Raw genomic sequence first — 12,147 nt, 5'->3', positions numbered from 1 at the left:
TTCCTTAGATAAGCGTGTGCTTCTGGAGATACGCCACGTGAGGCCAAAAAACAAGCAACAGGCCGCAGAAGCGACCTGCTGCTTGCAGATGCATCGTGCGCCCCACGCGAAGGCTACGCTTCGGGACGCTTGGATTCGGCGATGACGGCCTCCGCGATCTGCGGCGGGCATTCCTCGTAGTGGTCGAACTCCATGGTAAAGGTCCCCTGGCCGCCGGTCATGGAACGCAAGGTCTGGGCGTACTGCATCATCTCCGCCATGGGCACATGGGCCCGCACCTCGGTGACGCCGCCGCTGGAATCAGACCCGAGCACCCGGCCGCGCCGGCTGGAAAGGTCGCCGATAATATCGCCCATGTACTCATCCGGGATGAACACGCTCACCAGCATGACCGGCTCCAGCAAAACGGGACTACACTGCTCCATGGCCTTTTTGAAGGCCAGCGAGCCCGCGATCTTGAAGGCCATTTCCGAAGAGTCCACGGAGTGGTAGGAACCGTCGTACAGCGTGACCTTGAAGTCGATGACCGGATACCCCGCCAAAAAGCCTCGGGCTGCGGCCTCCTGAATACCCTTGTCTACCGCCGGGATGTAGTTGCGGGGGATGGCGCCGCCCACCACCTCGTCCACGAACTCATACCCCGCGCCCCGCGGCAGCGGCTCCATACGGATCCAGCAGTCTCCGAACTGACCGCGGCCACCGGACTGCTTTTTGTGCCGCCCCTGCACCTGGGCCTTGCCCTTGATGGTCTCCCGGTACGGAATCTTGGGCGTCTGCAGCAGGATATTGGCCTTGTACCGGCGCTTGGCCTTTTCCACCGCCAGTTCGATGTGCAGCTGCCCCATGCCGGACAAGAGCATGTCGCCAGTGTCTTCGTTCCGCTCCAAGTGCAGACAGATGTCTTCGTCCAAGAGCTTCTGCACTGCGGCGAACACCTTGTCCTCGTCGCCCTTTTCCTGCGCCGCCAGGGCGTAGCTGATGATGGGCGGGGTGAGCTTGGGCGGGACGAGCACAAATGGGGCCTTCTCGGCACACAACGTATCCCCAGTGGAGGTGTTTTTGAGCTTGGCCACGGCCACAATGGCCCCCGGCCCCACCGGCTCCTTGCACGGGACCTGCTTTTTGCCTTCCAAGAACAAGAGGCCGCCGATCTTTTCCTTGTCTTCCTTGGTGGCGTTCATAACCTGCATGTCCGGAGTCAATACCCCCGAGAGCACACGCAGGATGGAGAGCTGGCCGGTAAAAGGATCCGAAAGGGTCTTGCACACAAAGGCCGCCAGGGGCTCATCCGGGCTGGAGGCACGTGTGGCGCCGTCCTTGCCCTGCCACGGGGCCCGCGCCAGGGGTGCGGGCAAAAACCGGACAATGGCGTCCAAAAGCAGCGATCCGCCCTTGGCCGCCAAGGCCGCCCCAGGCACCACCGGGACCAAGGACTGGTCCTGAACGCCCTGGCGCAGCCCCGCCTCCAGGTCCTCGGCGGAAAGCTCGCCCGCGTCCAGATAGCGCTCCATGAGCTCCTCGCTGGTCTCGGCGATGTTCTCCACCGCCACTTCCCGCGCGGCCTGCACCGCGTCCTGCATCTCCGCCGGCACCGGCCCTGGGCTCAGCGTCCCGTCCTGGCCGAAAAAGAAGGCGCTGTCCCCAAGCACGTCCACGACGCCGCGAAAGTCCGCTTCGCTGCCGATGGGCAGAAAAAGCGGCACCGCCCGCACCCCGAGCACCGAGGAGAGCCCGCCCATGGCCATGGCAAAATCCGCCCGCTCCCGGTCCATCTTGTTCACGAACACCAAGGCGGGCAGGTTGAGTTTGCGCGCCTCGCCCCAAATCTTTTTGGTGAGGGGCTTGACCCCATCGAGGGCGTCCACCACCAGCACCACGCCGTCCACAGCGGTGAGCAGATACGGCAGATCCCCGATGAAATTGGTATCTCCCGGCGTATCCACGAGAAAGTGATCCGCCCCCTTCCACGTAAAATGGGCAAACCCCGGCTGAATACTGCCGCGGCGTTTGATCTCTTCGGGTTCGTAGTCCAAGGCCGTGGTGCCTTCTTCAATCTTGCCCTGGCGCGACAAGGCCCCAGAAGCCACCAGCATGAGCTCCGCCAGCGATGTCTTCCCGGTGCCGCCATGTCCAATCAGGGCATACGTCCGTTGTTTCTCCAATCGATCCTGCATACGGGCCCCCTTTCCACATAGATTTGGCGCATGCGCCAGAAAATTGGATATCTGGGAGCAGCCTGCCGGCTGCGTGCCTGCTCGCCAAGGCTTGCCATCCTGCCGTGATTGTTCCAAGCATCAGGGCCGCCTGCGTGGCCCGGCAGGGGCGCCATGCAGAGGCATTCAATTTTTTCAAGATTTTGGCCCTATAGAGAGGGGGTTGGGAAATTGTCAAGACAGGCTTTTTTTCCAGAGAGTTACCCGCAACATCCAAAAACTCCCCGGCTTTTTTGGGCTTCCCCGCAGTCGATCGACGCCACGGGCCCGTGGCTCGTATGGTCCGAAGCGCCCAGCCCCGAACTTGCCGCCTCGCTGGCGCGTTCAGGCGTCCTCTCGCCCATCCTCGTGGACGCATCCCAAGAGCCCGTGCTGCTCGTGGACGGCTTGGGCCGCCTGCGTGCGGGCCACGACCAGGTCCTCTGCCTGGACGTGGGGCCGCTTTCCCCCCAAGGGCGCCTCGAATGCCACCTCGCCGCCAATTTCCATAAACCGCGCACCGAAGCCCGTCTGGTGACCGCAGCCCGGAGCGCAAGCACCCTTGGCATGGCGTGGGACGATACCCTCGCCCTCTTGGCCGTGCACCCGCACTCCAAGACCGCCCGCCTCCTGGCTGCCTGGCTTGCGCTTCCGGCAAGCTGGGATCAATGGATCGTCCGCGGCCACGCCTGCCTGACCGTGGCACCAATCCTGGCCAAGCTTCCCCCGGACGACCTCACGGCCCTGACCCCGGTGGTGGCCGCCTACGCCTGGTCGCAGGCAAGCCTTGCCCAACTCGTCTCGTGGCTTCAGGAAACCGCCCAGCGCACCGAACAGCCACTGCGCGACCTCGTCTCCTGCCTGGGGATCGAGGCCGCCGGTCAGCTCTCCCCCAAGGACGCCATGGCCCGCATCCTCGAGGCCGCACGTCGGCTACGCTACCCGGAGCTCTGCCGCCTGGAAGAGGCCTGGCATGCCGCAGCCAAGAGCATCGGTCTTCCTCGACCCTGGCGCATGGAACGCACGGACCAATTCGAAACCGGACACGTGGAGCTGCGGCTGCGCGTCACACGGCCCGAAGACGTGGCTGCCGCGGCCAAGGCACTGGAGCGCTGCGCCCGCCACCCCGGTTGGGCCGCGCTTATGGAGATCGGCGCATGAGTTCCGCGGCACTCGCAACCGCCCTTGGCCAGCGCATCGGCCGCGTGGTGGTGGATGCGTCGGTGGCGGCCTCGGAGCTCGCCTGCCGCGTGCGACGCGCCCTCCCAGAGGCCGCCTGGCACGTACGCGCTCCCGAGGAACCGGCCCCCTGCGATGCCCATACCCTGTACCTCAAGGACTTCCGCGGCCGCTTCCTGCGCCCATGCCCCGGCACCAGCCAGTACCGCTGCTGCGGCTACCACATCCTGCACATCGGGGAGAATTGTCCGCTGGCCTGCTCCTATTGCATCCTCCAAGCCTATTTCGACGACCCCACCCTCAAGGTCTGGGCCAATTGGGACGACCTGGAGGCGGAAGTCACCACCGCGCTTCAGGCCTCTGCCCAGCGGCGCTGGCGCCTGGGGACCGGCGAATTCACCGATTCCCTGGCGCTCGAATCCATCACCGGCATGAGCGCCGCGCTCATCCGCATGCTGGAGCCCTTTGCCAACGCAGTCTTGGAACTCAAATCCAAGGTGGTGGACCTCTCCTGGCTTGCGCACGTGCGCGATCCCCGGCGGGTGCTGCCCGCCTGGTCCGTCAATGCCCCGGATATGGTGGAAAGCGAAGAACACGGTCCCCGGGCCTCCCTGGAAGAGCGCCTCGCCGCGGCCAAAGCCTGCGCCCATGCAGGGCTGCGGGTCTGCCTCCACTTCGACCCCATCCTCCATTACCCGGGCTGGGAACGCGGCTACCGCCAGACGGTCACCGCCATTGCGGATACGCTCCGGCCCGAGCAGGTGGCCTACATCAGCCTGGGGTCGTTTCGCTGCATGCCGCAGCTCAAAAGCCGCATCCAGGAGCGCTTTCCGAACGCCCGCTACATCCACGCCGAGATGATCCAGGGGCTCGATGGCAAGCTTCGGCTGCTCAGGCCCCTGCGCGTGCAGCAGCTCGCCTTTGTGGCTGGTCTGCTGCGCAAGGCGGGATTCGGGAGCAAGCTCTATCTCTGTATGGAGTCCGATCTGGTGTGGCGGGCCGTTCTTGGCACCACCCCTCAAGATTTCGGGGGACTTGCCCGACGCCTGGAGGCCCTAGCCTTTGGGGACGCCGAGGGCCTCTGCCGATGACCTGCGCCAGCGCCCGACCCCACCGTCTTCCACGGCCACACCTTGCCCCTCCGCGGCGGGCGCGGTAGGGCGCACAGCGCTGCTGCCCTCAGAGGAGGAATCCCTATGAATGGTTTGACCTGGAAAGGAAACGCCAAGGCCCGCCGCATCGTCACCGTCCTCTTCGTACTCCTGGCCGCCGGCGCCGGATATCTTTGGTGGAGCCATGGCCGGGAGAGCACGGACGACGCCTTCGTGGAAGGCCATATCCACCCCGTGGCCGCGCGGGTTTCCGGCACCGTGGTGCAGGTGCTCGTGGACGAAAACCAGGTGGTGGAAGAGGGCCAGCCGCTTGTCCTCCTGGACCCCACGGACTACGAAGTCGCCGTGGCCCAGGCGCGGGCGGATCTCGCCACCGCCGAGGCCGTCCTGGCCTCCGCGTCCGTGGGCGTGCCGCTGCAGGCCAATCAGACCGATCTTCAGGTGGCTGCGGCCACGGCAGCCGTGGAGGCCGCCCGCCGCGCCCTCACCGAGGCCGAAGCCCAGGTCACGGCAGCTGAAAATCAAATCCGCGGGCTTGAGGCCGCCCTGCAGCTGGCGCAACTGGACCTGCAGCGCCAAACCCAACTGCGCGCCCAAGATCTCGTCCCCCAAGCGACCCTGGATGCCGCACGCACGCACCACGACCAGGCCAAAGCCGCCCTGGACGCCGCCCGGGCCAGTCTTGCCGCAGCCATGGCCGCCCGCGCTCGCTTCGCCAGCGAGGTGGAACGCGCCGAGGCCGCCGTCAAGCTGGCCTCCACCGGCCAGGACGTGACCACCATCAAGGACTTGGAACGCCGCGCCGCTGCGGCCAAGCGGGATCTCGCCCGGGAACGCCTGCGCCAGGCCGAGCTCCAGCTCTCCTATACCCGCATCCTCGCCCCTGCCCGTGGCCAGGTGAGCAAGAAGAACGTGGAAGCCGGCATGGTGGTGGCCGCCGGCAAGCCGCTCTTGGCCATCGTGCCTCTGGACCCGGAACACTTGTGGGTCACGGCCAATTTCAAGGAGAGCCAGATCGGCCGCATGCGTCCGGGCCAGCGGGCGGAAATCGCGGTGGACGCCCTGCCTGGGGTACGCCTCACCGGGCAGGTGGAGTCCATCATGGCTGGTACCGGCGCGGTCTTCTCCCTCTTTCCGCCGGAAAACGCCATGGGCAACTACGTCAAGGTCGTCCAGCGGGTGCCGGTGCGTATCCGGCTCGATCCCTATGACCCGGCGCAGGTGCCGCTGCGCTTGGGACTGAGCGTCGTGCCCACGGTCTTTGTGGAGTGAGCATGCAGTCGGCCAAGTGGTGGATCACCGCCAGCGTCATGATTCCAACGCTGCTGGAGATCCTCGACACCTCCATCGCCAACGTGGCCCTCGGCCATATCCAGGGTTCGCTTTCCGCCGGCCAAGACGAAGTCACCTGGGTGCTCACCTCCTACCTCGTGGCCAACGCCGTGATCATCCCCATGAGCGGCTGGCTCGGGCGCGTCATGGGCCGCAAAAACTATCTCCTCGCCTCCGTGGCAGTCTTTACCGGCGCCTCCATGCTCTGCGGCCTGGCCACCAGCCTGGAGGCCCTCATCTTCTTCCGCATCCTCCAAGGGATGGGCGGCGGCGGACTGCAACCCGTCTCCCAAGCCATCCTCCTGGAAACCTTTCCTCCCGCTGAACGTGGCCTCGCCATGGCCGTATTCGCCATGGGCGCCGTGCTCGGCCCCATCCTGGGCCCCTTGCTGGGCGGGTACATCACCGACCACGCCTCCTGGCATTGGATCTTCTTCATCAACGTGCCCATAGGGGTGATCGCCGTCCTCATGATCCAGACCTTCGTGGAAGACCCGCCGTATCTTGAGCGCCGCCAAGCCGGAGAAATCGTGGATACCGTGGGCCTTACGCTCCTCGTCGTGGGACTGGGCTGCCTGCAGGTGCTCCTCGACAAGGGGCAGCAGGAAGACTGGTTTGCCTCACCGGCCATGACCACCCTGGCCGTGGTGGCGGCAGTATGCCTCACCGCCTTGGTGTTCTGGGAGCTGCGCCACCCCAACCCGGTGGTGGACCTCCGCATCTTCGCTGATCGCAATTTCGCCACGGGCAATGTGGTCATGTTTTTCGGCTTCTTCGCCTTTTTCGGGGCCATTGTGCTGCTGCCCATGTATCTCCAGCACCTCATGGGCTATACCTCGTGGCTCGCCGGCGTGGTGCTCGGGCCCAGCGGGGCCATCATGCTCCTCATTTTGCCGGCAGTCGGACGGCTTACCCAAAAGATCGACGCCCGCCTCATCCTCTGCTTCGGCCTTGTGGTCTCCGGGCTCTCGTTGCTGTACATGTCCCGCTTCACCCTGGAGATCGACATCGGCACGGCCATGATGAGCCGCAACATCCAGGCCATCGGCATCGCCTGCTTCTTCGTGCCCCTCTCGTACCTCACCATGGCCTTCGTGCCCAACGAGCGCATGAGTAATGCCTCGGCCTTGTTCAACCTCCTGCGCAATCTCGGGGGGTCCTTCGGCACGGCCTTCGTCACCACCATGCTGGCTCGGCGCGCGCAATTCCACCAGGCCCGCCTGGTGGAACACACCACCCCATACGACCTCCCCTTCGCGGAAGCCGTAGACCGATTGCAAACACTCCTCGGGTCCGCAGACCAGGCATTGGGGACCCTCTATCAGGCCACCTTGCGTCAAGCGGCTTTCATGGCCTATATGGACGTCTTCCACCTCCAGGCCCTGTTTTTCTTCGCACTGGCGGTGCTCATGTGGATCGTGCGCCGCCCGGCCCACGGCGCGGACATGCCCATGGCCCATTAGACCTCGCGGGTCCAAGGCACCAAAAGAAAACGCCCTGAAGACTCAGGGCGTTTTCTGTGATGGCTTGGTGCAGTGGGAGGGACTCGAACCCTCACGGGATACCCCACTACCCCCTCAAGATAGCGTGTCTACCAGTTCCACCACCACTGCAAGGCAGGAGGAGCCTTTAGCCATCTGCCCCTCCCTTGTCCAGCATTTTTTTACTCGCGGGAAATGGCGCTGGCCGGACAGCTATCGATGGCTTCATCCGCACACGGGGCCGTGGAGTCCGGATTCTTGACCATGGCCTTTTCCTCGCCATCGATCATGGCAAACACCTCAGGGCACAATTCCACACACGTCTCGCAACCGACACACTCATCGTAATCAATGACAATACCCATAGGAAACCTCCTCGTTTGGTAAATGGGTTTGGCCTCCTGTACCCAGCCCCGAGGTGCCCTGCAAGGGGGAATCCCCATTTGCCGGTGTTTTTCTTCTGGCATGATTCTCGCTTTGCCCCACCACACGGAGGACGTATGGCAGAACACGCTCACGCACGCCCATTTTCCCCCCAAATGCTCGAGGAACACCGTTGGCTGCCCTGTCAGAGCGTTGACGGGACGCCGCGTTCCCACGCCTGGGCGGTCCCGTGGTCGGACCTCATGATGACCATGTTCGTCCTGTTCGTGGTGCTCTACGCGGTTCAAGCCCCCCGGCCTGTGCCATCCGGGGCACGCGAAGTCCCGGTGCAGGCGGTCTTTCCCGCTGTCCTGCCCCCCGCCGTGGTCCTTCCTGGAGACCTGATCCAGGCTGCGGACGCGATGCAACCGCTTGCCAATGCCCCGGGAGTGCTCGCCGTAGAGACCCTCCCCGGCGGGGTGCGCCTGGCCGTGACACCGGATGCCGCGCACACGCCCCAGCCACTCCTGTCCCGTGTGGCCGAAGCCCTGACGCGGTCCGCAGCCACGGTGCATGTGATCGGATACAGCGCCCACGGCGCCTCCTGGACGCAGGCGGCCCAGGCCGCCGCAGCCGTAGCCCAGGTCTTGCGCCAACGCGGCGTTGCCGAAGACCGCCTTTGGGTCACCGCTCGAAGCAGCGAGGCCCACGACCCGGCCCTTGCCCGGGGGTGGGTGGATATCGTCCTGGGTTCGGTAGAGGTGTTGCCCCCGCCGCATCTCCCCGGAGAAGCCCCTGGGATTGCCGCCTGGCTGCAGGGAGGAATGTGATGGATCGGCGTGCGTTTTTCGCCCTCATCCTGGCCTTGGCCGTGCTCGTCACCGGGTTTGCGGGCAGCGGAGATCTGCGCACCTATGCCAATCTCCCCGGCCTGCTTATCGTGCTCGGCGGCACCTTGGCTGCAGCCGTGGTGGCCTTCCGGCTGGAACGCCTGGGGCACACCCTGCGGGTGGTGGCGTCCGTGTGTCGCGCCCGGCGCATGGAGCCTGCCACCATGGTGGAAATTTTGGTGGATCTTTCGGTCAAAAGCCGCATTCGCGGCATCCAGTCTCTCAGTGAAGACGAAAAAGAAGCCTCGCTCCTGTTCCTGCGCCAGGCCCTGGGTCTGGTGGTGGATAACCATTCCCAAGAGCATATCCGCGACCTGCTCGGCACGGAAATGGCCTTTTTCCAGCAACGGCGCGAGGAATCGGAACGGGTGCTCAGGGTGCTCGCCGAATTTGCTCCGGCCTTTGGGCTGGCCGGCAGCGTGGTAGGACTCATGGGCATGCTCGCCAGCGTGGGCGACGTGGCCACCATGGTGCGCTCCATCCCCGTGGCCCTCACCTCCACCCTGTACGGCGTGCTCCTTGCCCATCTGGTGTTTCTTCCCTTGGCCGCCCGGGTGCGGGAAAGCACCGAGCACGAACTGCTCTTGCAGCGCATCGTGGCCGAGGCCATGCTGGCCATCCAGGCGGAACGCAATCCCCGGCACTTGGAGATGCACCTCAAAAGCTTCCTCACTCCGGCCGAACGCGGCGGCAGGCTCGTGTCTCTCGCCCGCATCCAGGAACGCTTCGGCATCGGCCGGCCGGAGCCCGACGACACGACCTCAGGCAGGGACATCTCCCCGCAGCCGGGCGATACCCCGAGCGTAGGCGCGGAACACGTCGGCCCGGTCGAGCAGGCCCACAATCTGGCCTGATTCGGCATCCACCACCGGCAGCTGCGGCAGGTCGCTTTCCACGAACCGCAGCAGGGCGGAGGACAAATCGTCATCCAGGGTCACGGTCGGACACGGCCGCAGGATGTCCCGGGCCACCACCAATGGACACAGGACGTCTTCAAAGAGTACGGAGCGCACGTCATGAAGGGTGACTGCGCCGCACACCCGGCCGTCTTCGCCGAGTACCGGGAACACTCGATCCGTGGAATGGACCATGAGGTCCGTCATCTCCCGAAATCCAGCGCCCTCGTGCAGAAAGGCCACCGGTCGCAAAGTCACCGAGTCTCCCACCCGCAGGCGCTCCAAGACGTTGAGGACCGTCTCGTCCACATGCGCCGGAGAGGCGAACTTGTCGTCCACCTGGTGATCATACAAAAAGGTACGGCGGCAGGCAGCAAGGCTGACCGCAGAGGCGAGCATCAACGGCGCCAAGAGCCCATAGCCGCGCGTCAGCTCGCACACCATCACCAACGGCCCCACCGGTGCCCGGGCGATGCCGACAAAGAACGCCGCCATGCCCACGAGCACATACGCCTCGGGATGCGTCACCAAAGCCGGGGCCAGATCCTGGGCCACGCGGCCCACCACCCCGCCCACCATGCCCCCTACCAGCAAGGCAGGGGCGAACATGCCGCCGCTCAAACCCGAGCCCAAGACCATGGAGGTGGCCAGAGTCTTGCCCAGGGCCAAGAGCAGCAGCGCCACGGTATCCAAGCGGCCTTGGATGGCCTGCTGCAAATACCCATAACCGGCGCCAGCCAAGGCGGGAAAGGCCATGGCCAAAAGCCCCATGGCCGTGGCCCCCAAGGCCATGGAGGCGCCAGGGCCAAAGCGCTGCGCCACCTCGCCAAAGATCCGCACCTTCACCCAGCGAAAGAAGCGCACATACCCCATGCCCGCCCCAGCGCAAACAAGGCCCAACACCGCATAGAGCGGAAGCTCGGCCATGGTGGTGAACCTGAGTTCCGGCACCAGAAAGATGGGCTCGATACCGAAAAAGGCCGCGAACACGCTGTAGGCCGTGACCGAGGAGAGGATGGACGGCACCAGGGCCCGGGCCTCGAAATCCTCGCGGTACACGACTTCCACCGCCGTGAGCGCTCCACCCAAGGGGGCCCGAAAAATGGCTCCAAGCCCCCCTGCCGCGCCCACCAAAAGGAGCAGCCGCCGCTCCTTGGGCGAAAGTCCCAAACGGTCCGCCAGCCACGCGGCGCAGCCTGCGCCCAATAGGGACATGGGGCCTTCCCGGCCTGCGCTGCCGCCTGCAGCGATGGTGAGGATAGCCGTGCTCACCCGTACCAACGGGATACGCAGGTCCAGACGGCCTTCGCGGTGGTGGAAGGTATGGATGAGGGTATCCGTGCCGTCCGTGCCTCCCGGCGGCATGTGGCGCAAGAATCGGCGCACCAGAAAGGCCGTGAGCCCTGCTACGGCGACCAAGGCCGCCAGCACCACCCATGGCCGCCATGGCCCTACCGGGACGTGGAAGAGTTCCTCCCCTGCAGCCCCAGGCAAATCGAAACCGGCTCCCATGCGCACGATCACCACGGAGGCCGCCTCGATGAGGACGAAAAAAGCGCTCGCCCCAAGGCCGGCAATGACTCCGGTCAGGATGCCGAGAATGGTCCAGCGGCCATGGGGGTGCGTGTGCCACAGATGCGCAAGATGCGCGCGCAGCCCTGGGATGGAAAAACTCATGCCTTGGCCTCGGGCAGGGAAAGTACGCTGCGGGCCAGGGCCACGTCCCGGGCAATCTGCTCCCGCAGTTCCTCCACGCCGGCAAATTTGCGCTCTCCGCGCAGGCGCTGCACGAGGTGCAAGGTGAGATGGCGGCCATACAGATCTCCGGAAAAGTCCAGCACATGGGCCTCCACAGACAGCACGTCCCCGCCAAAGGTCGGATTGAAACCGATATTGAGCACCGCCGGATGCTTGATCCCTTCCCACTCGGCCCACGCACAGTACACGCCGGTCTTGGGAAAGAGTTCGTCGGTAAGGAGCAGATTGGCCGTGGGAAAGCCGAGCACCGCCCCGCCCCGCCGGTGTCCCGGGACCACCGTGCCTTCCACGCAGTGAAACCGTCCCAACAGGGCACGCGCCGCCCACACATCGCCAGCCAAGAGCAGATCACGGATGCGCGTGGAACTCACCACCACCCCGTCCACCAGCACCGGCGGCAGTTGCTCCACGGCAAAGCCGAAGCGGCCGCCCAGCTGCGCGAGCAGCGAAAAATTCCCTGTACGGCCTTTGCCGAAGGCATAGTCGTAGCCAATGAAAAGCTGCCGCACCCCAAGGCCGTGCACCAAGACCTCTTCCACGAAACGCTCCGGAGTCATGGCGGCCAAGGCCGCGTCAAAAGTCAGGGTAAGCAGGGCGTCCACGCCCAGGGCTGCGATGCAGCGCGCTTTTTGCGGCGGCGTGGTGATGAAGGGCGGGTGCGGCTTGCCGGTGAAAAATCGCAGGGGATGGGGATCAAAGGTCACCACCACCGAAGGAATGCCCATGGCCCGGGCAGCGTCCCGGGTGCGCAGAATCAACGTCTGATGCCCCACATGGACGCCGTCGAAATTGCCGATGGTCACACACGATCCAGCATGGATTCCAGGGATCTGGATCGGTTCATGGACATGAATCATAGATATGCCTCCCCAAGGGAGGAAAGCATGTAGCGCAGGCGCCACCAAGCTTCAAGGAAAGAAGCCGAGCTTCCATTTGACGCCTCG

At 65.0% G+C, this 12,147-nt stretch carries 10 protein-coding genes and 1 tRNA gene; 6 read left to right on the top strand and 5 right to left on the bottom strand.

The annotated features are described in order from the left end of the window. Positions 1–113: 113 nt before the first annotated feature. Positions 114–2,174 carry an elongation factor G gene (fusA, locus tag QMF81_RS02160; RefSeq protein WP_281751595.1) on the bottom strand — a complete coding sequence of 687 codons (2,061 nt, stop codon included), beginning with the start codon at positions 2,172–2,174 and terminating at the stop codon, positions 114–116. Between the two features lie 387 nt (positions 2,175–2,561). Here fusA and QMF81_RS02155 point away from each other — a divergent pair, with 387 nt between their 5' ends. The 4 genes from QMF81_RS02155 to QMF81_RS02140 all read left to right on the top strand — a co-directional run bounded on the left by QMF81_RS02155 (position 2,562) and on the right by QMF81_RS02140 (position 7,278). Then, positions 2,562–3,353 (top strand): hypothetical protein, encoded by a 792-nt coding sequence (locus QMF81_RS02155; RefSeq protein ID WP_281751593.1) that lies wholly within the window; start codon positions 2,562–2,564, stop codon positions 3,351–3,353. After that, a complete protein-coding gene (locus QMF81_RS02150; protein ID WP_281751591.1) occupies positions 3,350–4,462 on the top strand; it encodes a spore photoproduct lyase family protein in 1,113 nt (370 codons plus the stop codon). The genes QMF81_RS02155 and QMF81_RS02150 overlap by 4 nt, the downstream gene beginning before the upstream one ends. A 105-nt stretch (positions 4,463–4,567) precedes the next feature. Next, the gene (locus QMF81_RS02145) at positions 4,568–5,755 is read left to right on the top strand and encodes an HlyD family secretion protein (protein ID WP_281751589.1); all 1,188 of its coding nucleotides are present in this window, start codon (positions 4,568–4,570) and stop codon (positions 5,753–5,755) included. Positions 5,756–5,757: 2 nt separating this feature from the next. After that, complete coding sequence (locus QMF81_RS02140) at positions 5,758–7,278, top strand: DHA2 family efflux MFS transporter permease subunit (protein ID WP_281751587.1); 1,521 nt, start codon at positions 5,758–5,760, stop codon at positions 7,276–7,278. A 65-nt stretch (positions 7,279–7,343) separates the two neighbouring features. Here QMF81_RS02140 and QMF81_RS02135 read toward each other — a convergent pair. Beyond that, positions 7,344–7,428: transfer RNA gene (locus QMF81_RS02135), tRNA-Leu, on the bottom strand. Between the two features lie 50 nt (positions 7,429–7,478). Then, the gene (locus QMF81_RS02130; protein ID WP_281751585.1) at positions 7,479–7,661 is read right to left on the bottom strand and encodes a ferredoxin; all 183 of its coding nucleotides are present in this window, start codon (positions 7,659–7,661) and stop codon (positions 7,479–7,481) included. Between the two features lie 135 nt (positions 7,662–7,796). Here QMF81_RS02130 and QMF81_RS02125 point away from each other — a divergent pair, with 135 nt between their 5' ends. After that, a complete protein-coding gene (locus tag QMF81_RS02125) occupies positions 7,797–8,489 on the top strand; it encodes a flagellar motor protein MotB (RefSeq protein ID WP_281751583.1) in 693 nt (230 codons plus the stop codon). Then, positions 8,489–9,403 carry a MotA/TolQ/ExbB proton channel family protein gene (locus QMF81_RS02120; RefSeq protein ID WP_281751581.1) on the top strand — a complete coding sequence of 305 codons (915 nt, stop codon included), beginning with the start codon at positions 8,489–8,491 and terminating at the stop codon, positions 9,401–9,403. The genes QMF81_RS02125 and QMF81_RS02120 overlap by 1 nt, the downstream gene beginning before the upstream one ends. On the opposite strand, the gene QMF81_RS02115 is transcribed toward QMF81_RS02120, so the two are convergent. Next, positions 9,311–11,122, bottom strand: a complete 1,812-nt coding sequence (locus QMF81_RS02115; protein WP_281751579.1) for a chloride channel protein — start codon at positions 11,120–11,122, stop codon at positions 9,311–9,313. The two genes, QMF81_RS02120 and QMF81_RS02115, sit on opposite strands and share 93 nt — an antisense overlap. Continuing rightward, the gene (locus QMF81_RS02110; RefSeq protein ID WP_281751577.1) at positions 11,119–12,060 is read right to left on the bottom strand and encodes a bifunctional riboflavin kinase/FAD synthetase; all 942 of its coding nucleotides are present in this window, start codon (positions 12,058–12,060) and stop codon (positions 11,119–11,121) included. The genes QMF81_RS02115 and QMF81_RS02110 overlap by 4 nt, the downstream gene beginning before the upstream one ends. Positions 12,061–12,147: the final 87 nt, after the last annotated feature.

The sequence above is a fragment of the Thermodesulfomicrobium sp. WS genome (assembly GCF_027925145.1).
Classification (GTDB): domain Bacteria; phylum Desulfobacterota; class Desulfovibrionia; order Desulfovibrionales; family Desulfomicrobiaceae; genus Thermodesulfomicrobium.
The sequence above is the reverse complement of the archived record's forward strand: the minus strand, read 5'-3'. Positions and strand labels throughout refer to the sequence as shown.

Bases quoted from the DNA above. Each gene is read 5' to 3' on its own strand.
- fusA (WP_281751595.1), bottom strand. From the start codon at position 2,174: ATGCAGGATCGATTGGAGAAACAACGGACGTATGCCCTGATTGGACAT.
- QMF81_RS02150 (WP_281751591.1), top strand. From the start codon at position 3,350: ATGAGTTCCGCGGCACTCGCAACCGCCCTTGGCCAGCGCATCGGCCGC.
- QMF81_RS02145 (WP_281751589.1), top strand. From the start codon at position 4,568: ATGAATGGTTTGACCTGGAAAGGAAACGCCAAGGCCCGCCGCATCGTC.
- QMF81_RS02140 (WP_281751587.1), top strand. From the start codon at position 5,758: ATGCAGTCGGCCAAGTGGTGGATCACCGCCAGCGTCATGATTCCAACG.
- QMF81_RS02130 (WP_281751585.1), bottom strand. From the start codon at position 7,661: ATGGGTATTGTCATTGATTACGATGAGTGTGTCGGTTGCGAGACGTGT.
- QMF81_RS02125 (WP_281751583.1), top strand. From the start codon at position 7,797: ATGGCAGAACACGCTCACGCACGCCCATTTTCCCCCCAAATGCTCGAG.
- QMF81_RS02120 (WP_281751581.1), top strand. From the start codon at position 8,489: ATGGATCGGCGTGCGTTTTTCGCCCTCATCCTGGCCTTGGCCGTGCTC.
- QMF81_RS02115 (WP_281751579.1), bottom strand. From the start codon at position 11,122: ATGAGTTTTTCCATCCCAGGGCTGCGCGCGCATCTTGCGCATCTGTGG.
- QMF81_RS02110 (WP_281751577.1), bottom strand. From the start codon at position 12,060: ATGATTCATGTCCATGAACCGATCCAGATCCCTGGAATCCATGCTGGA.